The following is a 22,037-nucleotide window of genomic DNA, read 5'->3' as shown; positions in this document are numbered from 1 at the left end:
ACCGCACGAGTACGAGGGTGGCGCTCGCTGCACCGATAGGTATCAGAACCGTCCACATGCGCGCTCCCGGTCACCGGGTATTCCGTCGGTGCTGCCGTTCTTACCGGTTCCACCGAGCGGTTCCGCCGATCGACGCGTCTGGTGAGGTCTGATCGGAGGTCTGGCGCTGTCTGGTGGCGTGGCCGTGCATGTGTCTGGTATGAGTGCAGGACTGTCTGGTATCGCCGGACGCGAGCAAGGGGACGACTGTGTCGCAGGCACTCGAAGTGACCGGGACGCGGTTGCGGGCGGCGCGGGAGTACGCGGGGTTCTCGCTCACCCGCATGGCCCAGGCGACCAACTACTCGAAGTCATATCTGGGGCTGGTCGAGACGGGTGTGAACCCGGTTACCCTGGAGGTGGTGGCGGCGTACGAACGAGCATTAGGGGCCGGCGTGTACCGATCGGACATCAATCACCCGCGACTCAAGAAGATCGACGGCCCCGGACACCTGCAGCACATTCGGGAGGCGGTGGAGAGCGGGGATCCCGATATCTTCGCCCAAGGGCCGACGTCCAGTTCCGTCGACGCGGCGGTGGCTCCGGTGTTGGGGCCGCAGGCCATGGAGAACTTCCGGCGGTGGGCGGTCGGCGGGCGCACGTCGACGCTCAGGGCCAACGCGGTGAGCATCCTGGGGTTCTCGCCGGGGCGGGAGAACGCCGAGGTCGTCGTCAACGTGCTGGAGAGCGACGACGTCGTGCGGCGGTTGTGCCTGGCGTCCGAGGTGTCCCGCCTGACGCAGTGCGCGTGGGACGTTGCGCTCGCCGTCGCGGACGACCCCGTCGGTGCACCGGAACCCCGGAAGCTCGCCGCCAAGTTGGCGAAGGAAGCCGTCGACCCGAAGGACACCGAAGCGCGCTGGTGCGCGGGTTACCTCCTGCAGCGCATGGCGGTGGTCCTCGGGCCGGAGGACTGATCCCGGCCCGGCACACCGAAGCCCCGCCCGGGGACGTCCGAGCGGGGCTTCGGGGGTGATGCGCGTCAGGGGGTGACGGTGAACCGCGGGTCGGTTTCGACGACGCCCTCGAGCACGTCGTCGATCTTCTTCAGCAGCTCGTCCTCCAGCTTCACGCCGGCCGCCTTGACGTTCTCGTGCACCTGCTCCGGCCGGGAGGCGCCGATGATCGCGCTGGCCACGTTCGGGTTCTGCAGGGTCCACGCGACGGCGAGCTGGGCCAGGGACAGGCCCGCCTCGTCGGCCAGCGGCTTGAGCTGCTGGACCTTGGTCAGCACCTCGTCGCGCAGGAAGCGCTGGATGAACTTCGAGCCGGTCTCGTCGGTGGCCCGAGAGCCCTCCGGCACGGGCTGACCCGGCAGGTACTTGCCGGTCAGCACGCCCTGCGCGATGGGCGACCACACGATCTGGCTGATGCCCTCGCGCTCGGAGGTCGGGACGACCTGCGACTCGATCACGCGCCACAGCATCGAGTACTGCGGCTGGTTGGAGATGAACGGCACGTTCAGCTCACGGGCCAGCGCCGCGCCGCGCGCGATCTGGTCGGCGTTCCACTCCGACACGCCGATGTAGAGCACCTTGCCCTGCCGCACGAGGTCGGCGAAGGCGAGCATCGTCTCCTCCAGCGGCACCGACTTGTCGTACCGGTGCGCCTGGTAGAGGTCGACGTAGTCGGTCTGCAGCCGCTTCAGCGAGCCGTTGATCGACTCCACGATGTGCTTGCGGCCGAGGCCCTTGTCGTTGGGGCCGCCGGGGCCGGTCGGCCAGAAGACCTTCGTGAAGATCTCCAGCGACTCGCGGCGCTGCCCGGCCAGCGCGCGACCCAGCACCGACTCGGCCTTGGTGTTGGCGTAGACGTCGGCGGTGTCGAACGTGGTGATGCCCGCGTCGAGCGCGGCCCGGACGCAGGCCGTCGCCTGGTCCTCCTCGACCTGGGAACCGTGGGTGAGCCAGTTGCCGTACGAGATCTCGCTGATGTTCAGGCCACTGCGGCCGAGGCGTCGGAACTCCATGCGGCCAAGCCTAGTACCGGGTCGTTCGGGTAGCTAATGAACTCCGGGGTCACACCTTGTCGCCCGGGTTCACCCTCGGCTTGGGCACGCGCAGCTTGCGCAGCTGGCTCGCGCGGATGAACGAGTACCAGCCGATGGACAGGCCGCGGGTGGTGTCGTTGGGGAACTTCAGCCGCACCCGCCGGTTCACCAGCCGGCCGAGGACGAAGCCCTCCACGACCATCGCGAGCAGCATGAACGTGGTCAGCAGCGTCGCGTACTGCTGGATCGCGGGCGCCGGCACGATCAGCGCCACGAACACCAGGATCGCCAGCGGCATGAACAGGCCCATGAGGTTGCGCCGCGAGTCGACCACGTCGCGGATGTAGGCCTTCACCGGGCCGCGGTCGCGGGGCAGGAGGTACTTGTCCTCGCCCGCCATCATCCGCTGCCGCCGCTCGACCGCCGCCGCGCGCCGCTCCTCCTTGGACACCTTGTTCCCGCGTGCCCGCTTCAACGCCTCGCGCTGCGTGCGGGGCGGCGGCGGGACGGGTCCGCGCCGCTTGCCCTCGGCCTCGCGCCGCTTCGGCGTGGGCCGCCCCTTGCCGGGCGTGCGCGACGGATCGGCCGAGGTCACCTCCGCGGAAACGTCCTCGGTGGTGGTGGTCTCGGCGGCTTCGTCGGCGTTGCGGCGCAGGAACCTCACCACACCAGAGTAGGAGATGCCCCGATAAGTACTGTTCGCGAGGTGCGAGTTGTTATTGCGCCGGACTGCTTCGGCGGAACGCTGACCGCGCGGGAAGTCGCCGAGGCCGTGGCCGGGGGCTGGCGCCGCACCGCTCCCGACGACGAGCTGCGGCTGTGCCCGCTGGCCGACGGCGGGCCCGGTTTCGTCGACGTCCTGCACGCCGCGCTGGGCGGCACGCTGCACGCGACGACCGTCACCGGACCGCTGGGCACGCCCGTGGAGGCGGTGTGGCTGGAGCACGACGGGTGCGCCTACGTCGAGTCCGCCCAGGCCTGTGGCCTGCACCTCATCCCCGCGGACGAGCGCGCCCGGTCCGCCGAGACCGCCACGACCCGGGGCGTCGGCGAGCTGCTCAACGCGGCCGGTGACGCGGGCGTTCACACGATCGTGGTCGGCCTGGGCGGTTCGGGCACCACGGACGGCGGCGCGGGGCTGCGCGAGACCGTCCGGCCGCAGACCGCCCGCCTGGTCGCCGCCGCCGACGTGGAGAACCCCCTGCTGGGCCCGCACGGCGCCGCGCGCACGTTCGGCCCGCAGAAGGGCGCGTCACCCGATGCGGTGGAACGGCTGGAGGCACGGTTGGCCGCGATGGACGAGCTGGCCGACGTCCGCGACCGGTCCGGCGCGGGTGCGGCGGGAGGCCTCGGGGCCGCGCTGCTGGCCCTCGGGGCCACGGTCGAGTCCGGCGCGGGCATGGTCCGCGCGCTGACCCGGCTGGACGACGCGCTCGACCACGCCGACCTGGTCGTGACCGGGGAGGGCAGCTTCGACTGGCAGTCGCTGCGCGGGAAGCTGGTGACCGCCGTGGCCGGTGGCGCGGCGGAACGCGGTGTGCCGTGCGTGGTGCTCGCGGGCCAGGTGGCGGTGGGCAGGCGGGAGGCGGCGGCGGTCGGCGTGCAGGAGTCGTACGCGGTGGCCGAGCACGCCGGTTCGGTGGGGCGCAGCATGGCCGACCCGGCGGGCACGCTCGCCGACCTGGCCGCGCACGTGGCGAGGCAGTGGTCACACCCCCGTCCGTGACGTCTGTGCGACCATGGGGGTAGGAACAAAGCGGGTGCTTCCCGTGTTTGCCCGGAATAGATGCCCGCAAAGGACCTCTGAGGGAGAGCCATGACGACCGCTCAGGACGCAGTCACCCCGACTCCTGAAGCCCCGCCCACCCACGGCGTGACGCTGACCGACGCGGCTGCCGTGAAGGCGAAGGCGCTGCTGGACCAGGAGGGCCGCGACGACATGCACCTGCGCATCGCCGTCCAGCCCGGTGGCTGCGCGGGGCTGCGTTACCAGCTGTTCTTCGACGAGCGCACGCTCGACGGTGACGCGCTGCGCGACTTCGGCGGCCTGAAGGTGGCCGTGGACCGCATGAGCGCCCCGTACGTCGAGGGTGCGGTGATCGACTTCGTCGACACGATCGAGAAGCAGGGTTTCACCATCGACAACCCGAACGCCGGCGGTTCCTGCGCCTGCGGCGACTCGTTCCACTGATCGACCGCGATCGACGGAAGGGCCCCCGCCACGGCGGGGGCCTTTCCGTTGCGCCCGGTGGGACGCTGGGAGCCATGACGGACACGCACGTGCCCCGCTTGGTGGGCCTGACGGTCCCGCAGGCGCGGAAGACGGGTCATGACGCGGGCGTGGTGGTCACCTCACGTGACGTGGACGGCCCACCGCTGGGCGCCCTGACCTGGCCGGGCACCTGGATCGTCACCGCCCAGCACCCGACCGCCGGCGAGCGGGTCCCCCGCGGCACGCCGGTCGCGGTCGACTTCGAGGAGCGCCCCGACGCGGGCGGTGCGGGCGACCGCGAACCACGCCACCCACTGCCGAGGCGTGACGAACCCGAAGCCGATCCCCTTCGGGACCGCGCCGAGTGAACGTCCGGTTCCGGGGAACCGCACCGCTCCGGGACCTGGGCGTGCGGCCGGGCGGCCCGGGCACTCGGGTGCATGTGCTCCGTGGGAGCGACGCACCCGCCGGGTCCGGCGTCAGACGTAGACCTCCAGGTCCGCGACCTGGGCGTAGTTGGCGTCATCCACCTGCCACGGCGCGGTGGGGTGCGGCTCGGGGAGGGCCCGGTCCGCCGCTCCGCGCAGCTCCTGCGGCACCTCGGTGCAGTCCTCGATCAGCTCGGCCAACGTGTTCGCTTCGGTGTTCCTCACATCGGCGACCGTATGCGTGCCGAGTGCTTGACAAAAGCCCTACCGGGCGGTAATGCCCGCCCGGTAGGGCCATCTCACACGTGCGCGGCCAGCGGTGTGGTGGTGCCGGACGTCGCCGGCCGGGCGGCGGTCACCCTGCCGACCACCAGGGCCACCCCCACGCCGAGGATGGTCGACAAGCCGCCGACGGTGCCGATCCACCGCAGGCCGAGCCCGCTGGTCAGCACCACGCCGCCGAGCATCGGGCCCAGCGCCGCGGCCACGTTGAACGCGGAGATGTTCACCGAGGCGACCAGACCGGCCGCCGAACCCGCCTGGCCCATCAGGTAGGTGTGGATCAGCGGACCGGCCGTGAACGCGCTCGCGCCCAGCACGAACACGCTCACCACGGCCGCCACCTTGCTCTCCAGCACCAGTCCCTGGGTCAGCAGTCCCGCGCCGAGCACGGCCAGCGGCACGGGCAGGACGCGGGCGATCCGGTCCGTCGGCACCCGGCCCGCCAGCGTGCTGCCGACCAGCGTGCCCAGCCCGTACACCAGCAGCACCCCGGTCACCCAGCCCGGCTCGAACCCGCTGACCTCGCGCAACGCCGGCGCGACGTAGGTGAACGCGGTGATCAGGCCGGTGAACGACAGGACCGTGGTGGCCAACCCCAGCAGCACGGTCCGCCTGCCGAACGCGAACAGGCCGGCCCGCACGCCGGGGTCCGGCTCGTGCGCGATCTTCGGCGTGCCCAGCACGACCCCGACCAGCCCGATCGCGGTCAACGCGCTGACCAGCACGAACGACGCCCGCCAGCCGTAGTTCTGGCCGATCAGCGTGCCCAGCGGGATGCCCAGGATGGTCGACAGCGCGACACCGTTGACGACCTTGGCGATGGCCGCTGTCTGCTTCTCCGGCGGCACGGCGGCGATGGCGACCTGGGACGCCACCGCGAAGAACAGCCCTTGCGCGAGCGCGGCCACCACGCGCGCCGTCATGAGCAGGGTGTAGTCGTGGGCCAGGGCGCTGCCCAGGGAGGCCACCAGGGCCAGTGCCATGACGGAGATCAGGAGCGTGCGGCGCGCGATGCGCCCCGTCAACACGGTGAGCACGGGACCGCCCAGTGCGACCGACACGGCGTACGCGGTCACCAGCAGGCCTGCGGTCGGCACGTCCACACCGAGGTCGGCGGCGACCTCGGGCAGCACGCCGACGATGATGAACTCGGATGTCCCCACGGCGAATGCGCTGAGCATCAGGATGAAGGCGATCACGACGACGACGCTAAAGTGTGACACTGACGTCAGGGTCAAGGTTGCGTGATCGAGCCCTCTTTTCGACAGGGGTGGGAATAGGTGCTGATCGGTGAGCTCGCGGAGAAGACCGGCGCCACGGTGCGCATGCTGCGCTACTACGACCAGCAGGGACTGCTGACGCCCCAGCGCACGGAATCCCGCTACCGCGTCTACGACGAGTCCGACGTGGAACGCGTCCGCAGCGTCCGCTGCCTCATCGGCTCCGGCCTGAACGTGCGCCTGGTCCGGCTCGTGCTCGCGCACGCGTTCGGCCAGGACGTCGAGCTGCCCGAGGACGAAGCGGGCTGCGTGCCCCTGCTGCGCATGCTCAACGACGAGCTGGCGTCCATCGACACCCGCATCGAGCAGCTGAGCCGCAGCAAGGAGCACCTGGGCAGGCTGGTGGTCGACGTCACCCGCATCATGGCCGAGAAGTCCGACGGGGCGTGCCAGGTCGAACCGGTGCGGGCCGAACCGGTGGGCAGGGCCGGGTGAGACGCGAAGGCCCCCGGCACGTGCGCGCCGGGGGCCTCCACCGGGAGGGCTAGAGCTTCACGGGGTAGTGCGGCTCGGGCACGACCGGTCGGATCCGGCCCTCCACGAAGATCCCGTGCCAGATCATGAACACCAGCAGCGCCCAGATCCGGCGGCTGTTGTCCGCCACGCCCGACCGGTGCTCCTCGATGACCCGCAGCACCGCGCTCTTGTCGATGTACCGGTCGGTCTGCGACTGGCGCACGGTGTCCACCGCCCAGTCGTGCATCTCGTCCTTCAGCCAGTGCCGGATCGGCACCGGGAAGCCCAGCTTGCGCCGGTTCAGCACGTGCGCGGGCACGATGTCGCGGATCGCCCGCCGCAACGCGTGCTTCGTCGTCTCCTTGGTCAGCTTCAGCTCCGACGGCACCTGCGACGCGATCCGGAACACCTCGGGGTCCAGGAACGGCACCCGCAGCTCCAGCGAGTTCGCCATCGTCATCTTGTCGGCCTTGACCAGGATGTCGCCGCGCAGCCACGTGAACAGGTCCACGTGCTGCATCCGCGTCACCGGGTCCCAGCCCTCCGACTCGCGGTACGGCTGCGCGGTCACGTCCTTGTGCGACACGTTCGGGTCGTACGTGCGCAGCACCTGCCGAAGCTGGTCGTCCATGAAGATCCGGGCGTTGCCGTAGTAGCGCTCCTCCAGCGTGAGCGCGCCCCGGCGCAGCAGGTCCTTGCCGCGCACGCCCTGCGGGATCTTGGTCGACACCCTGCCCATGGCCTTGCGCAGCGCGCCGGGCACCTTCTCGAACGGCGCCAGCGACAGCGGCTCCCGGTAGATCGTGTAGCCGCCGAACAGCTCGTCCGCGCCCTCGCCGGACAGCACGACCTTCACGTGCTCGCGCGCCTCGCGGGCGATGAACCACAGCGGCACCAGCGCCGGGTCCGCCACCGGGTCGTCCAGGTACCAGGTGATCAGCGGCAGCGCGTCCATCATCTCCTGCGCCGTCACCGCCCGGACCACGTGCTTGACCCCGATCGCGGCGGCCGACTCGGCGGCCACGTCGATCTCGGAGTAGCCCTGCCGCTCGAACCCGGTGGTGAACGTGATCAGATCCGGGTTGTGCTCCTTGGCCAGCGCCGCGACCACGGTCGAGTCGATGCCGCCGGACAGGAACGAGCCGACCGTCACGTCCGCGCGCATGTGCTTGGCCACCGAGTCGCGCAACGCCTCGGTGATCTCGTCGTACAGCCGGTTCTCGTCCGCCTCGCCGCGCACGGTCCGCGGCCGGAACGTGGCCGGGAAGTACCGCTCGACCACGGGCTTGCCGCCCGGCGTGAGGGTGAACGACGTGCCGGACTCGATGCGGTGGATGTGGCTCTGCAGCGACTCGGGCTCCGGCACGTACTGCAGGATCAGGTAGTGCTGGAGGGCCTTCTCGTCCACCTCCGGCCGGATGCCGATCGCGGGCGCCAGCTCCAGCACCGACTTCTTCTCGCTGGAGAACGCCACGCCGCCGGGGCCCGCCGCGTAGTACAGGGGCTTGATGCCGAACGGGTCGCGCGCGCCGAACACGACCCGGCGCGCCTTGTCCCAGATCAGGAACGCGAACATGCCGCGCAGCCGCGCCACGGCACCCGGGCCCCAGTAGTGGTAGGCCGCCACGATGGTCTCGGTGTCGCCGTCGGTGGCGAAGACCGCGCCGAACTGCTTGGTCAGCTCCGCGCGCAGCTCCACGTAGTTGTAGATCTCGCCGTTGAACAGGATCGCGTAACGACCCTGCTGGTCGTGCGGACCCCAGTGCAGGGGTTGGTGCGAGTGCTCGATGTCGATGATGGACAGCCGGTTGAAGCCGAAGACGACCTCACCGCCCTGCCAGGTGCCACTCTCGTCCGGGCCGCGGTGGCGCATGCAGCGCAATGCCCCCGCCACCGCCGAGCGCGCCCGCTGGGCCTCGTTCTCGCCAGGGCAAACCAGTCCTACCAGGCCGCACACGCCGTAAACACCCTTCGTGTCGTGTGGAGAAGACTCCAGTATGCCGGGGGGCCGGTGTGTGACCGAAACTGCACTCCACCGGGGCGGCCCCCGACGGGTGACGCGTCGTGCGCTGAGCTACGCTCCCGCATGATCCGGCATGGGGAGAATTCCACCCCTGCCTGCGAGCTTGGTGACGTTGAGTGGCGCGAGGAGGCGGCGAGCAGTGGGCCTGAAGGAGGGCACCAGGGCAGCCCGGCTGGCTAAGGTCGGCGGGCTGGTCGGCCTGGTCGGCGTCGGGGCCACGGGTTGCTCCACGGAAGAGGTGCTGCGCTTCGGTTGGCCGGTGGCCGTGACGCCGCAGGCCGAGGCGATGCGCGAGCTGTGGACTTGGTCGGTCGTCGCGGCTCTCGCGGTCGGCGTGATCGTGTGGGGCCTGATCCTCTGGTCGGTCGCGTTCCACCGCAAGAAGAGCGAGGAGCTGCCCCGCCAGGTCGCGTACAACCTGCCGCTGGAGCTCGTGCTGCTGGTCGTGCCGACGATCATCGTGGCGGTCTTGTTCTACTTCACCGCCGTGACGCAGAACTACGTCACGGACAAGAGCAAGACGCCCGACGTGACGGTCGACGTGATCGCGTTCCAGTGGAACTGGGAGTTCCAGTACCCCCAGCACAAGACCGAGGCGGCCGACCTGCCGGTGAGCACCGTCGGCACGTCCGGCGAGATCCCGCTGCTGGTGGTGCCGCAGGGCAAGTCGATCCGCTTCAACCTGCGGTCGACCGACGTCATCCACTCGTTCTTCGTGCCGGAGTTCCACTTCAAGCGGGACGTCTTCCCCGAGCCGGAGAAGAACAACCAGGACAACGCGTTCCAGATCGACCAGATCGACCGGACCGGGTCGTTCGTCGGTCGCTGCGCCGAGCTGTGCGGCACGTACCACGCGGTGATGAACTTCGAGGTCAGGGCGCTGGAGTCGGCCGACTACGACCGGTACATGGAGCTGCGCAAGCAGACCAACCCGGACACCGGGCAGCCCTACACGGCGGCCGAGGCGCTGACCGAGATGAACTGCGGTGAGCTGTGCACGCCGTACGCCACGACGACCACGCCCTTCGACACCGACCGGACTGTCCGCGAGGCGTCCGACGGTGGGAAGTAGGAGGACGCAGCGATGAAGGTCGAAGCCCGCATTTTCGACTTGGTGATGGGGTTCTCGTTCCTGATGGCCGTCGTGTACGGCTACTGGACGTGGGCGGACACCGGTTATGTCGAGCCGACCGGGACGGTGGCGCTCGCGCTGACCGGCGGCCTGGCGCTGATCGTCGGCACCTACTTCCGGTTCGTCGCCCGGCGCATCGAGGTCCGGCCGGAGGACAACGCGGACGCCGAGGTCAGCGACGGCGCCGGTGAGCTGGGCTTCTTCAGCCCCGGCAGCTACTGGCCGATCGGCCTGGCGGCGGCGGCCGCGACGGCGGGCGTGGCGCTCGCGTTCTGGCACGTGTGGCTGCTGGTGATCGCCGTGGTGCTGGTGCTGATCGCCGTGGGCGGTCTGGTGTTCGAGTACCACACCGGTCCCAGCCACGACTGAGTGAACGCACGCGAAGGGGGCCACCTCGCCGAGGTGGCCCCCTTCGTCGTGCCTCAGGCCGCGGTGGCCGAGTTCTGGTAGCTGTCCACGTACTCCTGCCCGGTCAGCTCCAGGATGCGGTAGACGATCTCGTCGGTGACCGAGCGCAGCACCGGCAGCGACTCGTGCATGCCCGCGTACCGGTCGAACCGCAGCGGCTCGCCGAACCGGACGGTGATGGGGCGGACGCGGGGCAGCTTGCGGTCCACCGGCTGCACCTCGTCGGTGCCGATGAGCCCGACCGGGACGACCGGCGCGCCGGACTCCAGCGCCATCCGGGCCACGCCGGTGCGGCCGCGGTGCAGCCGGCCGTCCAGGGAGCGCGTGCCCTCCGGGTAGATCGCGAACGCGCCGCCGCCGTCCAGGATGTCCTTGGCGGTGTCCAGCGACGCCCTGGCGGCCCGGCCGAGGCCGCGGCGCACGGGGACGTGGCCGAGGGAGCCGAAGAAGTAGCGCGACAGGGCTCCCTTGACGCCCTTGCCCTCGAAGTACTCCGCCTTGGCGAGGAACGAGACGCGGCGCGGCACCACCATGGGGATGACGATGCTGTCGATGAACGACAGGTGGTTCGGCGCGAGGATCACCGGACCGTCGGCGGGCACGTTCTCCAGCCCTTCGACGGTCGGCCGGTAGACCAGCCGCGCCGTGGGCGCCACCACTCGTTTCATCACCGTGTAGAGCATGGGAACAGCATGACCCGCCCCTGTTGCGCGGCGGTGAAAAGGTGGCCGTCGTCTCGATCGCTCACGCGGGGTGTCGTCGCACCACCAGCGCCTCCGCGGCGGCGGGCACGGCGACCGCGCTGCGCACCCCGGTGTGGCCGGCCTACCGCAACGGCGGGCGGCACCGCGACGGGCCGGTCGTGCGCACGGCCCACGAATGCCGGCGAGCCGTGCTGTGGAACGGCTCGGTGGGGCTCGCGCCGATGGGCCACGCCCTGCCCGGAGGGCTCACGACCGTGCCGCTGGTCGACCCGGGCCCGCTCGTCCGCCCGGATCGCGGTGGCCGCCCGAGGCGACCGGACACCGCCAGAGAACCGGTGACGGCCCTGCGACCGGCAGTGCCGCCACCGACCGCTCAGGCGTCCGCCAGGGCCTTCTTCAGCTCGGTCGACCGCGCCGCCCACCGGCGCAGCAGGTCCGCCGCCGCGCCCGAGTCGACGGCCTCCGCCGCCCGGCCCAGGCCGGCCGCGAGGTCGGCGTTCAGGTCACCCGACAGGCCGGCGTGCGTCGCGATCGCGCCCGCCGCGTTGAGCAGCACCGCGTCCCGCACCGCACCCGGCTTCCCGGCCACCAGCTCGCGCACCACCTCGGCGTTCACCGAGGCGTCACCGCCTCTGAGGTCCTCGGGCAGCGCGGGGGCGATGCCCAGCGCCGACGGGTCGATCCGGTCGGTGCGCACCCCGCCGCCGTCGGCCACCCACACCGACGTCGTGGTGGTCGTGGTGATCTCGTCCATCCCGTCGTCACCCCGCACCACCAGCGTGGTGTTGCCCCGCCGCGCGAAGACGCCCGCGACCAGCGGCGCGAACGCCACCCGCGCGCACCCCACCAGGCCGACCTGCGGCTGAGCCGGGTTCGTCAGCGGCCCGAGCAGGTTGAACGACGTGGGGATGCCGATCTCGCGCCGCGGCGCGCCCGCGTGCCGGAAACCGGGGTGGAACACCGGCGCGAAGCAGAACCCGATGCCCAGCTCCTCCACCGTCTGCTGCACGCCCAGCGGCGGCAGGTCGATGGCCACGCCCAGCTCTTCGAGCACGTCCGCCGTGCCGCACTTGGACGACGCCGCCCGGTTGCCGTGCTTGACCACCGGCACGCCCGCCGCGGACGTGACGATCGCCGCCATGGTCGAGATGTTCACCGACCCGGAGCTGTCACCGCCGGTGCCGACGATGTCCGCCGCCCGCACGTCCACGGTGAACCGGCGGGCGTGGCGCAGCATCATCGTGGCGATGCCGTCGACCTCCTCGGGCGTCTCGCCCTTGGCCCGCAGCGCCACCGCGAACGCGGCGATCTGGGCGGGCGTCGCCGCGCCCGACATCACTTGGTCCATCGCCCACGCCGTGTCGTCCTGCGACAGGTCGACCCGGTCGACGAGCTGGTTCAGCAGTAACGGCCAGGTGCGCTCCACGGCGACCTCAGCCCCGGACGACGGGCAACGCCGTCGAGCGCAGCACCTCGGCCACGGTCTCGGCGGCCGCCAACGGGTCGAGCGGGTGCACCAGCACCGCGTCCGCCTGCGACCACGTCGCCAGCCACCGGTCGTCCTTGCGGCGGACCGCGACCACGATCGGGGGGCAGTCGGTGATCTCGTTCTTCAGCTGCCGGGACAGGCCCATGCCGCCGGTCGGCTGCGCCTCGCCGTCCAGGATCGCCAGGTCGACGCCGCCGTTGTCCATCTCGTAGAGGACGTCGGCGACGGCGCCCGCCTCGACGTACTCGACGCGGCCCAGGTCCGGCGCGGGACGGCGACCCACCGCAGTGATGATCGTCTCACGCACCTCGGGGCGGTGGCTGAACACCAGGATCCTGGTCGTCTGCGTGCTCATCGGCGCGATCCTCCGGCGGGTCGGGGTGCCAGGTGGGTCCAGATGTTATCCGGCTAACCATGCGTGACCTGAAGCGCGTCCCACCCGATCCAGTCGCCGCCGAGCCGCTGGGCCAGGCTCGCCATCCGGGCCCGCTCCTGAGCGCAGTGCAGCGCGTCCAGCCGCTGCACCCGCAACGCGTGCCAGCGGCCGTCGTGACGCAGCTCCCACCCGTCCGGCGCGAGCAGCTCGCGCGCGCGTTCGACCTGGTCAGAGGGCAGTTCGAGGTGGTGGCGCAGCACCGCCGGCTCGTCCGGCCGCCAGCGGGGCGAGCGGGCCAACGCCGCCGAGTCCGCCTCCGCCACGTCGAACGCCTCCACCACGACCTCCAGGCCAGGTGAATCGATCTCCAGTGCGGGTACACCCCGTCGCGCCCGGCGATCACGCAACCGGTTCAACCACCCCATGACCGTCCTCACCGTGCGTGTGACCCAGATGACCTGCGTACGTGCCCCGGACCCGATGGGCGGGACGAAAACCTGCAAGCAATAATGCGTCGTGTGACAACGGCAGCGCCCTCAATCGGCCAGCGCGTGCACTCGCTGAACCGCCCGAACATGGTCAGCGTCGGCACGATCGTCTGGCTGTCCAGTGAGCTCATGTTCTTCGCGGGGCTCTTCGCCATGTTCTTCACGGTGAAGGCCCAGAACGAAGGGCACTGGCCACCAGCACCGACCCACCTGAACGTGCCCTACGCACTGTTCTTCACGATCATCCTGGTGGCGTCCTCGTTCACGTGCCAGTGGGGCGTGTTCGCCGCCGAGCGGGGTGACGTGTTCGGTCTGCGCCGCTGGTACATCGTGACGCTGATCATGGGTGCGATCTTCGTCGCCGGCCAGGCCGGTGAGTACGTCACCCTCGTCAGCGAGGGCACGACGATCCCGGCCTCGGCCTACGGCACCGTCTTCTACCTGACGACCGGCTTCCACGGCCTGCACGTGATCGGTGGCCTGATCGCGTTCGGCTACCTGCTGGTCCGCACGAAGCTGAGCAAGTTCACGCCCGCGCAGGCGACCTCCGCGATCGTCGTGTCGTACTACTGGCACTTCGTCGACGTCGTCTGGATCGGCTTGTTCGCCATCATCTACATCGTGCCCTGACCAGCTCGAACCCCGAACTCACACCAGCAAGGGTTGCCGCACACATGACCACCAACACCACACGGGCCCGGAAGCGCAGCACGAAGCTGCGCCGGCGGATCTCGGGCCTGCTCGCGCTGGGCTTCGCGCTGCTGGCCGCGGGCTTCCTGTTCAGCGCCCTCGCGCCGCAGCCGCAGACCGCGCAGGCGCAGGACGACCCGGCGCAGGTGCGACTGGGCGAGCAGCTCTACAACAACACCTGCATCAGCTGCCACGGCAAGAACCTCGACGGCGTCGAGGACCGCGGCCCCAGCCTGATCGGCGTGGGCGAGGCGGCCGTGTACTTCCAGGTGTCGTCCGGCCGCATGCCGATGGCCCGCCAGGAGGCGCAGGCGCAGCGCAAGCCCGCCAAGTTCACGCCGGAGGAGGTGGACGCGATCGGCGCGTTCATCCAGTCCCGCGGCGGCGGCCCGCAGACGCCCGAGGAGCGCGGCGAGGCGCTGCGCGGCGACGACCCGGCCCGCGGCGGCGAGCTGTTCCGGCTCAACTGCTCGGCGTGCCACAACTTCACCGGCCGCGGCGGGGCGCTGTCGTCCGGCAAGTTCGCGCCCGAGCTCGACGGCGTGACCGAGGAGCAGCTGTACACCGCGATGCTCACGGGCCCGCAGAACATGCCGAAGTTCTCCGACCGGCAGCTCACGCCGGAGGAGAAGGAAGACATCATCGCTTACATCAAGTCGGTGACCGACGGGAACAACAACCCCGGCGGCGCCCCCCTCGGCGGCCTCGGGCCGGTATCGGAGGGTCTGATCGCGTTCATCGTGGGTATCGCCGCACTCATCGGCGTGACCCTCTGGATCGGAGCCAAGGCATGAGCGGCGTGAAGCCGAACGAGCTGCCCGACGAGGCGGAACTCGCCGGGATGAGCCGGGACGAGCTGGTCAAGCTCGGCGCCCGCATGGACGGCGTGGAGATCGTCCACTACGAGGACCGCTGGCCGGTCAAGGGCACCCGCGCCGAGAAGCGCGCCGAGCGCCTGGTGGCCCTGTGGTTCGCCATCTCCGCGCTGGCCGGCCTCGCGTTCCTGGTGGCGTTCCTCTGGTGGCCGTGGAAGTACGAGGCTCCGAACACCGACGACCACTTCCTGTACAGCCTCTACACGCCGGTCATCGGTCTCACGCTGGGCGTGGCGATCCTCGGCCTCGGCGTGGGCGCGCTGCTCTACACGAAGAAGTTCATCCCGGAGGAGCTGTCGGTCCAGCAGCGCCACGACGGCGGCTCGTCCGAGGTCGACAAGGCCACGGTCATCGCCCAGCTGGCCGACGCGGGCGAGCGGTCCACGATCGGCCGCCGGTCGCTCATCAAGCGCACCGCGGGCCTGGGCGCCGGCGTGTTCGGCCTCGGCGTGCTGGCCGTGGGCGTGGGCGGCTTGATCCGCAACCCGTGGGCGCACAGCGACTCCAAGGACTCGCTCTGGCACACCGCGTGGAAGTCCGACGACGGCGAGAAGGTCTACCTGCGCCGGCACACGGGCGACTTCCACGAGGTCGCGCTGGTGCGCCCCGAGGACCTGGACGCCGGTGGTTTCGAAACGGTGTTCCCGTTCCGCGAGTCGGAGCGTGACGACGAAGAAGCCCTGGTCCACGCGCTGAAGCGGGCCGACAGCCCGGTCATGCTCATCCGCCTGCGCCCCGGCCAGTCGGTGGTCAAGCGCGCCGGCCAGGAGGACTTCAACTACGGCGACTTCTACGCGTACTCGAAGATCTGCACGCACCTCGGGTGCCCGACTTCGCTGTACGAGCAGCAGACCGGCTTGCTCCTGTGCCCCTGCCACCAGTCGCAGTTCGACGTCTTCCACTACGGCAAGCCCCGGTTCGGTCCGGCGACCCGCGCGCTGCCGCAGCTTCCCATCACGGTTGACGAGGACGGATACTTGATTGCCCGCGGCGACTTCATCGAGGCCGTGGGTCCGGCGTTCTGGGAGCGTAAGTCATGAGCGGCATCACCACGCCGACGAAACGGCAGGGTGCGGGCGCACGCGTGGCGGGTGGCGCCGCCAAGTGGGCTGACGACCGGTATCACGTTGCTTCCGGCATGCGGAAGCAGCTGAACAAGGTCTTCCCGACGCACTGGTCGTTCCTGCTCGGCGAAATCGCGATGTACAGCTTCATCGTGCTGCTGTTGTCGGGCACGTACCTGGCCCTGTTCTTCGACCCCTCCATGGAGGAGGTCGTCTACAACGGCAGCTTCGTCAACCTCCAGGGCATCGAGATGTCCCGGGCGTTCGAGTCGACCCTGCAGATCTCGTTCGAGGTCCGCGGCGGCCTGTTCGTGCGGCAGGTCCACCACTGGTCCGCGCTGCTGTTCATGGGCGCGATCGTCGTGCACATGTTCCGGATCTTCTTCACCGGCGCGTTCCGGCGCCCGCGTGAGATCAACTGGGTCATCGGCATCGTGCTGTTCATGCTGGGTGCCATCGAGGGCTTCCTCGGCTACTCGCTGCCCGACGACCTGCTGTCCGGCACCGGCCTGCGGGTGATGGCGGCGCTGCTGATCTCGATCCCGGTGATCGGCACGTGGAGCAACTGGCTGCTGTTCGGCGGCGAGTTCCCCGGCACGGAGGTCATCCCGCGCCTCTACTCGCTGCACATCCTGCTCATCCCGGGCATCATCCTGGCGCTGATCGCGGTGCACGTGGGCCTGGTCTGGTACCAGAAGCACACCCAGTTCCCCGGCGTCGGCCGCAAGGAGACCAACGTCGTCGGCGTGCGCATCATGCCGGTGTTCGCGGCCAAGGGCGGTGGCTTCTTCGCCGTGGTCGTGGCCGTCACGGCGATCATGGGCGGCGTGTTCCAGATCAACCCGATCTGGAACTTCGGCCCGTACAACGCGTCGCAGGTGTCGGCGGGCGTGCAGCCCGACTGGTACATGGGCTGGACCGACGGCCTGATCCGCCTGTGGCCCGCGTGGGAGCTCTACCTGGGCAACTACACGGTGCCTGCGCCGTTCCTGCCGTTCATCCTCGGTCTGCCGCTGCTGACCGGCCTCGCCGCGGTGTACCCGTGGATCGAGCGCAAGATGACCAAGGACTACGCGCACCACAACCTGCTGCAGCGCCCGCGCGACGTGCCGGTCCGGACGTCGCTGGGTGTCATGGCGATCTCGTACTTCATGGTGCTGCTGCTCTCGGGCGGCAACGACATCATCGCGATGAAGTTCGACATCTCGCTGAACGCGATGACCTGGATCGGCCGCATCGGCATGCTCCTGGTCCCGCCGGTGGCGTACTTCATCACCTACCGCATCTGCATCGGGTTGCAGCGCGCGGACCGCGAGGTGCTGGAGCACGGTGTCGAGACGGGCATCATCAAGCGCCTGCCGCACGGCGAGTTCATCGAGGTGCACCAGCCGCTGGGCCCGGTGGACGACCACGGCCACCCGCTGCCCCTGGCCTACCAGGGCGCGTCGGTGCCGAAGAAGATGAACAAGCTGGGTTCGGCCGGGCACCCGGTGCCGGGCAGCTTCCTGACCCCGGACCCGCCGGAGGAGACCGCCGCCCTGGCCCGTGCGCGGGCCGAGCGCGGTGTGTCGGCGGACGCCCTGTCCGGCGAGAACAAGCCGGCGGGCGAGCTGGCCGGGAAGCCGGCCCAGCCGGAGGACTGACCCGTTCGCTCGTGGTGAAGCCCCGCACCGGTTCCGGTGCGGGGCTTTCCCGTCAAGGTGCGGCGGTGCCCACGCGTCCGCTGCTCTTCCTCGACGTGGACGGTCCGCTCATCCCGTTCGGCGGCGTCGGGCACCCGACCCACGGGCCCGTTCCGGCGACCGGCAACCCGTTGCTGACCAGGGTGGACCCCGATCACGGCCGGCGGCCGGCCGCCCTGCCGTGCGACCTGGTGCGGGCGACGACGTGGCCGGAGGACGCGAACGAGTCCGTCGCACCCCTGCTGGGCCTGCCGCCCCTGCCGGTCGTGCCGTGGCCGGAGGAGGACACCGATTTCACGGTGCTCGACGAGTGGCTGCGCCAGGGCCGCCGACCCGCCTGCCGTGGTGCGACGCGCGTGCTTCGCAGGGGTCCCCGCCCAGGGGATCCCTGTTTTTCATCCTGCCGGCGGGGTCCGACGATGTCGGCCGGTGCCGGGGTCGTCCGATCGGGCGTCTTCGAGTGCGACCGGAACGAGATGGCGGTCCGCGCTCAGCGCACCGGGCACCTCGGACGCCCGGAGGACTGACCCGTTCGCCCGTGGTGGAGGCCCCGCGCCGGTTCGGGTATGGGGCTTGCCGCATGTCCGCGTGACCGAGGGCGGCCGGCCGGCGGTGTTCACCGACTCCGTGGTCGACCGCCCACCCGAGCGTGCGAGCCACGGTGTCGAGCAGACGGCGCTGAGCTTCACCTCGCAGTCCGAGGGCGGAGAGCCGGTCACCGAGTTCCGCGAGCGGCAGCGCCCGGCCCGCGGGGGCGCGGATCGCGACGTACCCGCACACGGCTGCCGGACGTGCTCAGGCGTCTTCGAGGCCGATGGCGAACGCCGCGTCCGTGTCGCGCTTCGAGTAAGACCGGAACGAGATGTGGGTGTCCGTGTTCAGCACGCCGGGCACCTTGGAGATGTGGCCGGGCACCAGGTCGGCCAGGTCCTCGTGCCGGGCGACCTTGACCAGGGCGATCAGGTCGACGTCGCCGGCGCACGAGTAGACCTCGGTGACGCCCTCGATGTCGGCGATCGCCTGCGCCGCGTCCGGGATGGTCTCGGCGGCGGCCTGGATCAGCACGATCGCGGTGATCACAGCGGTCCTCCACAAGTCGTCGGGGTATCGACCGACCACATGCTAGTGGCCCGCCGCCCGGTACTGGTCGCGACCGGCCTCGGCGCGCGCCACCCACTCACGCCACGAGCCGGCGGCGAACGCGGGAGAGGTCCACGGGCGGTCGCAGTGGACCAGCCGCGTGCCCGGCCGGTCGATCCACCGCAGCACCACGCCGACCTCCTCGGCGGGCGCGCCGAGCAGCGGCCCCTCGCCCGGGACCACGGTCTCCGCCGACGCCACCAGCGCGTCCACCACCGGCATCGGCCGCACGCCCCGCCGCGCCACCCCCGCCGACGCCAACCGCCCGTGCCGCACCACCGCGAACTCCCACCCGCCGGTGCCGTCGGGCCGTGCGGCCACGACCTCCGGCAACGCCGCCAGGCCGGCGAGCCGCTGCGCCCGGTCCAACGACCGCACCAGCGACGACATCCGGTCCCGGCGGGTGGCGGCGTCCTCGAAGCGGTGCGCGGCGGCGAGCGCGTCGATCTGCGCGGTCATGTCGTGCAGCGGCGTCACGTCGGCCCCGGCGACCAGGCGGCGGAAAGCCGAAGCGGCGGGGGAGTAGTCGTCCACCGACTGCCGCCCCGCGCACGGCGCCTTGCACCGGCCCAGCTCGAACAGCGCGCACGGGGTGGCGGAGGCGTTGCGCGCCGGGATCCGCATCGAGCACGCCCGCAGCGGCACGGCCTCCAGCAGCGCCTCCAGCGCCGTCTCGGCCAGCCGCCGGGACCGGAACGGGCCGAGCGCCCCCTCACGCGGCGTGCGGACCACGGAGAGGCGCGGAAACGCCTCGTCCGTCAGCACGAGCCACCACGCCTGCCCCTGGTTCTTCGAACGCCGGTTGTAGGCGGGTTTGTGGGCGGTCAGCAGCCGCAGCTCCCGCACCTCCGCCTCCAACGAGTGCGCGCACTCCACCGCGTCCACCCGGACCGCGAGCGACACCATCTCCCGCAGCCGCTTGCGCCCCTCTCCGGCGGTGAAGTACTGCCGCACCCGTCGCCGCAGGTCGGACGCCGTGCCGACGTAGAGCACCTCCTCCGACGGGCCGCGGAACAGGTAGACGCCCGGGGTGGACGGCAGGTGCGCGGCCAGGGTCCGCTTGCGGCGCTGCGCGGGCGTCACGTCGGGCAGGTAGGCGACCAGCTCCTCCAGCGAGTGCACGCCGACGGAGCCGACGCGTTCCAGCAGGTGGTGCAGCACCTCGACGGTCGCGCGGGCGTCGACCAGCGCCCGGTGGTTGGGCTGCTCCGCCACGCCGAACAGCTGGGCCAGCGCCGACAGCCGGCAGCTGGGCGCCTCGTCCCGGCTCAGCACCCGGCGGGCCAGCTTCACCGTGCACACGACCGTGGGCTTGGGCCAGGTGTAGCCGTGCCGGGCGCAGGCGGCCTTCATGAAGCCCACGTCGAAGCCGGAGTTGTGCGCCACCAGCACCGCGCCGGCGGCGAACTCCAGGAACGCCGGCAGCACCGTGGTCAGCCGCGGCGCGCCGGTCACCATCAGCTGGGTGATCCCGGTCAGCGCCACGACCTGCGGCGGGATGCCCCGCTCGGGGTCGACGAGGGTGCCGAACTCGCCGATCACCCGCCCGCCGCGCACCTTGACCGCGCCGATCTCGGTGATCGCGTCCTCGTCCGCCCGGCCGCCGGTGGTCTCCAGGTCGAACACGACGAACGTGGTGTCGCGCAGCGGTGTGCCCAGTTCGTCGAACGTGAGCTGAGTAGTCATCGGGCGGCACGGTAGCCGCACCCACCGACAGTTCTGATCGCCGGCTGATCGGGGCGCCCGGTCGCCTTCCCGGCGACCGAGCCGCCGTCCGCGGAGCAGCGGCCATTAGCACAGCTAGCCTGTACGGGTGCAGGACCCGATCGAGCAGCCTGAGGACACCGGCGACCTGGAGACCGACCAGGCCGTCGAGTCCACTGTGGACTGGTCGGCGCTGCCCGAGCCGTTGCGCGCCCGGCTCGCGGAGTTGAGCGCGGACGCGCTGGGCGACATGGCGAAGGTCGACATCCCGCAGTCGCTGCGCGCGGTGGCGCGGTTCGCGCCGACGAAGCGGGCCCGGTTGGGCGCGCCGGCCCTCATCGGCGGGTTGAAGTCGTCGGCGAACTTCCGGGCGGCCGTGGTCGAGTGGCTGCGGCGCAACCGGCCGGCGGTGCTCGAGGTGACCTCGCCCGACCCGGTGGCCGCGGGCGCGGCGGCGGTCCTGCAGGGCGAGGAGGTCGCGTCCCACTTCATCGAGCTGGTCGGCAGGCGCGCGGCGGACGCGGCGCTGCGGTCGGAGCGCGACCTGGCCGTGCAGCGGGCGGAACGGCTCGAGGTGGAGCTGGAGCGGCTCAAGGCCGAACGGGCCGAGGCGGGCGGCGCGGTGGACAAGATCCGCGAGGCGTCCGAGGCAGAGCTGGAACGGCTGCGCAAACGGTTGCGCGAGCAGGGCGTGCGGTTGCGCGAGGCCAAGGACCGGGCCGAGGCGGCGGCGGCGGAGGCGGACCGGGTGCGGGCCGAGGCGGAGGCCGCGTTGCGCCGGTTGACCGCCGAGCGGGACCGCGAGCGGGAACGCGCCGAGCACGAGCGCGCCAAGGCGCAGCGGGCCGAGTCGGACGCCGAGGTGGCCCGCCAGTCGGCCAAGGAGGCGCGGCAGGCCGACGAGGTGCGGTTGGCCCTGCTGGTCGACACGCTGGACGGCGCGGTGAACGGCCTGCGGCGCGAGCTGGCCCTGGGCGGCGCGGGTCCGCGGCCTGCGGACCTGGTCCGGGGCGCGAGCGCGGCGCAGGGCGCGGTCGGCCGGGTCGAGGACCCGGCGGCGCTGGACCGGCTGCTGGCGCTGCCCGCCGTGCACCTGATCGTGGACGGCTACAACGTCACCAAGACCGGCTACCCGGAGCTGTCGCTGTCGGACCAGCGGGACCGGCTGGTGCACCAGTTGGCCGTGCTGGCGGCGCGCACCGGCGCGGAGGTGACGCTGGTGTTCGACGGGGCCGGCGTGGTCGCCGTGCCGACGTCCGCGCCACGTGGCGTGCGGGTGCTGTTCAGCGATCCCGGGGTGCTGGCCGACGACGTGATCCGGGCGCTGGTGACCGCCGAGCCGGAGGGCCGTCCGGTGGTCGTGGTGACGTCCGACCGGGCGGTGGCCGACTCCGTCCGACGGCGGGGCGCGCACCCGGTGCCGTCCGCGGTGCTGCTGGCCCGCCTGGGCCGAGTGTGACCCAGATCGTGTTTTTAACACCACCAGGGGTCACACGGGCAGGTCACAGCTAGGCCGATCGTGAACCAAGCTGAACTCGGCGTGATTTCCATGCCCCGCTAGTGGACGCCGGGACT

Annotated in this window: 24 protein-coding genes; 13 read left to right on the top strand and 11 right to left on the bottom strand. The window is 71.2% G+C overall.

The genetic code is table 11. The features are described from left to right. Positions 1 to 248 precede the first annotated feature (248 nt). Positions 249 to 956 carry a helix-turn-helix domain-containing protein gene (locus FHX81_RS13300; RefSeq protein WP_141978323.1) on the top strand — a complete coding sequence of 236 codons (708 nt, stop codon included), beginning with the start codon at positions 249 to 251 and terminating at the stop codon, positions 954 to 956. 65 nt (positions 957 to 1,021) lie between these two features. Here the strand turns inward: FHX81_RS13300 and FHX81_RS13295 are convergent, their stop codons facing one another. Both FHX81_RS13295 and FHX81_RS13290 read right to left on the bottom strand, forming a co-directional pair. Continuing rightward, positions 1,022 to 2,008, bottom strand: a complete 987-nt coding sequence (locus FHX81_RS13295) for an aldo/keto reductase family protein (RefSeq protein ID WP_141978321.1) — start codon at positions 2,006 to 2,008, stop codon at positions 1,022 to 1,024. A 49-nt stretch (positions 2,009 to 2,057) separates the two neighbouring features. Continuing rightward, entirely contained in the window at positions 2,058 to 2,693 is a 636-nt protein-coding gene (locus tag FHX81_RS13290; RefSeq protein ID WP_141978319.1) for a DUF3043 domain-containing protein, read from the bottom strand. A 42-nt stretch (positions 2,694 to 2,735) separates the two neighbouring features. Here FHX81_RS13290 and FHX81_RS13285 point away from each other — a divergent pair, with 42 nt between their 5' ends. The 3 genes from FHX81_RS13285 (at position 2,736) to FHX81_RS13275 (ending at position 4,609) form a co-directional block, all read left to right on the top strand. After that, complete coding sequence (locus FHX81_RS13285) at positions 2,736 to 3,755, top strand: glycerate kinase family protein (RefSeq protein WP_141978317.1); 1,020 nt, start codon at positions 2,736 to 2,738, stop codon at positions 3,753 to 3,755. A gap of 90 nt (positions 3,756 to 3,845) precedes the next feature. Next, a complete protein-coding gene (locus FHX81_RS13280; RefSeq protein WP_141978315.1) occupies positions 3,846 to 4,220 on the top strand; it encodes a HesB/IscA family protein in 375 nt (124 codons plus the stop codon). Between the two features lie 74 nt (positions 4,221 to 4,294). Continuing rightward, positions 4,295 to 4,609, top strand: coding sequence for a PASTA domain-containing protein (locus tag FHX81_RS13275; RefSeq protein ID WP_141978313.1), 315 nt, complete (start codon positions 4,295 to 4,297; stop codon positions 4,607 to 4,609). A gap of 111 nt (positions 4,610 to 4,720) precedes the next feature. On the opposite strand, the gene FHX81_RS40495 is transcribed toward FHX81_RS13275, so the two are convergent. Further along, positions 4,721 to 4,894, bottom strand: coding sequence for a hypothetical protein (locus tag FHX81_RS40495; protein ID WP_170232040.1), 174 nt, complete (start codon positions 4,892 to 4,894; stop codon positions 4,721 to 4,723). A 74-nt stretch (positions 4,895 to 4,968) separates the two neighbouring features. Then, positions 4,969 to 6,150 (bottom strand): MFS transporter, encoded by a 1,182-nt coding sequence (locus tag FHX81_RS13270; RefSeq protein WP_246107795.1) that lies wholly within the window; start codon positions 6,148 to 6,150, stop codon positions 4,969 to 4,971. 81 nt (positions 6,151 to 6,231) lie between these two features. On the opposite strand from FHX81_RS13270, the gene FHX81_RS13265 reads away from it, so the two are divergent. Beyond that, positions 6,232 to 6,666: a MerR family transcriptional regulator gene (locus FHX81_RS13265; protein WP_141978311.1), complete on the top strand. Its 435-nt coding sequence runs from the start codon at positions 6,232 to 6,234 to the stop codon at positions 6,664 to 6,666. A gap of 49 nt (positions 6,667 to 6,715) precedes the next feature. Here FHX81_RS13265 and asnB read toward each other — a convergent pair whose 3' ends face one another. Then, on the bottom strand, positions 6,716 to 8,644 hold the full coding sequence (gene asnB / locus FHX81_RS13260; protein WP_141978309.1) for an asparagine synthase (glutamine-hydrolyzing): 1,929 nt from the start codon (positions 8,642 to 8,644) through the stop codon (positions 6,716 to 6,718). 205 nt (positions 8,645 to 8,849) lie between these two features. On the opposite strand from asnB, the gene ctaC reads away from it, so the two are divergent. Together ctaC and FHX81_RS13250 are read left to right on the top strand one after the other, a co-directional pair. Further along, on the top strand, positions 8,850 to 9,782 hold the full coding sequence (ctaC, locus tag FHX81_RS13255) for an aa3-type cytochrome oxidase subunit II (protein ID WP_141978307.1): 933 nt from the start codon (positions 8,850 to 8,852) through the stop codon (positions 9,780 to 9,782). A 12-nt stretch (positions 9,783 to 9,794) separates the two neighbouring features. After that, a complete protein-coding gene (locus FHX81_RS13250; RefSeq protein WP_141978305.1) occupies positions 9,795 to 10,211 on the top strand; it encodes a cytochrome c oxidase subunit 4 in 417 nt (138 codons plus the stop codon). A 53-nt stretch (positions 10,212 to 10,264) separates the two neighbouring features. On the opposite strand, the gene FHX81_RS13245 is transcribed toward FHX81_RS13250, so the two are convergent. From FHX81_RS13245 to FHX81_RS13225, 4 genes are all read right to left on the bottom strand, one after another. Further along, positions 10,265 to 10,933 (bottom strand): lysophospholipid acyltransferase family protein, encoded by a 669-nt coding sequence (locus tag FHX81_RS13245; RefSeq protein WP_141978303.1) that lies wholly within the window; start codon positions 10,931 to 10,933, stop codon positions 10,265 to 10,267. Positions 10,934 to 11,327: 394 nt separating this feature from the next. Beyond that, positions 11,328 to 12,380 (bottom strand): anthranilate phosphoribosyltransferase, encoded by a 1,053-nt coding sequence (gene trpD, locus FHX81_RS13235; RefSeq protein ID WP_141978301.1) that lies wholly within the window; start codon positions 12,378 to 12,380, stop codon positions 11,328 to 11,330. Positions 12,381 to 12,387: 7 nt separating this feature from the next. Further along, positions 12,388 to 12,798 carry a hypothetical protein gene (locus FHX81_RS13230; protein WP_141978299.1) on the bottom strand — a complete coding sequence of 137 codons (411 nt, stop codon included), beginning with the start codon at positions 12,796 to 12,798 and terminating at the stop codon, positions 12,388 to 12,390. A 53-nt stretch (positions 12,799 to 12,851) separates the two neighbouring features. After that, positions 12,852 to 13,244 (bottom strand): hypothetical protein, encoded by a 393-nt coding sequence (locus FHX81_RS13225; RefSeq protein WP_141978297.1) that lies wholly within the window; start codon positions 13,242 to 13,244, stop codon positions 12,852 to 12,854. A gap of 84 nt (positions 13,245 to 13,328) precedes the next feature. Between FHX81_RS13225 and ctaE the strand changes: the two genes are divergently transcribed. From ctaE to FHX81_RS41285, 5 genes are all read left to right on the top strand, one after another. Then, positions 13,329 to 13,937 (top strand): aa3-type cytochrome oxidase subunit III, encoded by a 609-nt coding sequence (gene ctaE, locus FHX81_RS13220; protein WP_082404045.1) that lies wholly within the window; start codon positions 13,329 to 13,331, stop codon positions 13,935 to 13,937. A 44-nt stretch (positions 13,938 to 13,981) separates the two neighbouring features. After that, complete coding sequence (gene qcrC / locus FHX81_RS13215) at positions 13,982 to 14,791, top strand: cytochrome bc1 complex diheme cytochrome c subunit (protein ID WP_141978295.1); 810 nt, start codon at positions 13,982 to 13,984, stop codon at positions 14,789 to 14,791. Then, complete coding sequence (qcrA, locus tag FHX81_RS13210) at positions 14,788 to 15,912, top strand: cytochrome bc1 complex Rieske iron-sulfur subunit (RefSeq protein ID WP_141978293.1); 1,125 nt, start codon at positions 14,788 to 14,790, stop codon at positions 15,910 to 15,912. Before qcrC ends, qcrA begins: the two co-directional genes overlap by 4 nt. Continuing rightward, the gene (qcrB, locus tag FHX81_RS13205) at positions 15,909 to 17,579 is read left to right on the top strand and encodes a cytochrome bc1 complex cytochrome b subunit (RefSeq protein ID WP_141978291.1); all 1,671 of its coding nucleotides are present in this window, start codon (positions 15,909 to 15,911) and stop codon (positions 17,577 to 17,579) included. Before qcrA ends, qcrB begins: the two co-directional genes overlap by 4 nt. A 65-nt stretch (positions 17,580 to 17,644) precedes the next feature. Further along, positions 17,645 to 18,145, top strand: coding sequence for a hypothetical protein (locus FHX81_RS41285; protein ID WP_211363479.1), 501 nt, complete (start codon positions 17,645 to 17,647; stop codon positions 18,143 to 18,145). 268 nt (positions 18,146 to 18,413) lie between these two features. On the opposite strand, the gene FHX81_RS13195 is transcribed toward FHX81_RS41285, so the two are convergent. Further along, the gene (locus FHX81_RS13195) at positions 18,414 to 18,698 is read right to left on the bottom strand and encodes an Lrp/AsnC family transcriptional regulator (RefSeq protein WP_053718754.1); all 285 of its coding nucleotides are present in this window, start codon (positions 18,696 to 18,698) and stop codon (positions 18,414 to 18,416) included. Positions 18,699 to 18,740: 42 nt separating this feature from the next. Then, a complete protein-coding gene (locus tag FHX81_RS13190) occupies positions 18,741 to 20,444 on the bottom strand; it encodes a DEDD exonuclease domain-containing protein (RefSeq protein ID WP_141978289.1) in 1,704 nt (567 codons plus the stop codon). Between the two features lie 127 nt (positions 20,445 to 20,571). Here FHX81_RS13190 and FHX81_RS13185 point away from each other — a divergent pair, with 127 nt between their 5' ends. Beyond that, positions 20,572 to 21,921 (top strand): NYN domain-containing protein, encoded by a 1,350-nt coding sequence (locus FHX81_RS13185; RefSeq protein ID WP_170232039.1) that lies wholly within the window; start codon positions 20,572 to 20,574, stop codon positions 21,919 to 21,921. The last annotated feature ends 116 nt before the right edge of the window (positions 21,922 to 22,037 follow it).

This window comes from Saccharothrix saharensis (assembly GCF_006716745.1).
GTDB lineage: Bacteria > Actinomycetota > Actinomycetes > Mycobacteriales > Pseudonocardiaceae > Actinosynnema > Actinosynnema saharense.
The sequence above is the reverse complement of the archived record's forward strand: the minus strand, read 5'-3'. Positions and strand labels throughout refer to the sequence as shown.

Excerpts from the sequence above, each read along its gene's own strand:
- qcrA (WP_141978293.1), top strand. The coding sequence starts at position 14,788 with ATGAGCGGCGTGAAGCCGAACGAGCTGCCCGACGAGGCGGAACTCGCC.
- FHX81_RS13295 (WP_141978321.1), bottom strand. The coding sequence starts at position 2,008 with ATGGAGTTCCGACGCCTCGGCCGCAGTGGCCTGAACATCAGCGAGATC.
- qcrC (WP_141978295.1), top strand. The coding sequence starts at position 13,982 with ATGACCACCAACACCACACGGGCCCGGAAGCGCAGCACGAAGCTGCGC.
- FHX81_RS13275 (WP_141978313.1), top strand. The coding sequence starts at position 4,295 with ATGACGGACACGCACGTGCCCCGCTTGGTGGGCCTGACGGTCCCGCAG.
- qcrB (WP_141978291.1), top strand. The coding sequence starts at position 15,909 with ATGAGCGGCATCACCACGCCGACGAAACGGCAGGGTGCGGGCGCACGC.
- FHX81_RS13230 (WP_141978299.1), bottom strand. The coding sequence starts at position 12,798 with ATGAGCACGCAGACGACCAGGATCCTGGTGTTCAGCCACCGCCCCGAG.
- FHX81_RS13190 (WP_141978289.1), bottom strand. The coding sequence starts at position 20,444 with ATGACTACTCAGCTCACGTTCGACGAACTGGGCACACCGCTGCGCGAC.
- FHX81_RS13250 (WP_141978305.1), top strand. The coding sequence starts at position 9,795 with ATGAAGGTCGAAGCCCGCATTTTCGACTTGGTGATGGGGTTCTCGTTC.
- FHX81_RS13225 (WP_141978297.1), bottom strand. The coding sequence starts at position 13,244 with ATGGGGTGGTTGAACCGGTTGCGTGATCGCCGGGCGCGACGGGGTGTA.
- ctaE (WP_082404045.1), top strand. The coding sequence starts at position 13,329 with ATGCGTCGTGTGACAACGGCAGCGCCCTCAATCGGCCAGCGCGTGCAC.
- FHX81_RS13280 (WP_141978315.1), top strand. The coding sequence starts at position 3,846 with ATGACGACCGCTCAGGACGCAGTCACCCCGACTCCTGAAGCCCCGCCC.
- FHX81_RS13245 (WP_141978303.1), bottom strand. The coding sequence starts at position 10,933 with ATGCTCTACACGGTGATGAAACGAGTGGTGGCGCCCACGGCGCGGCTG.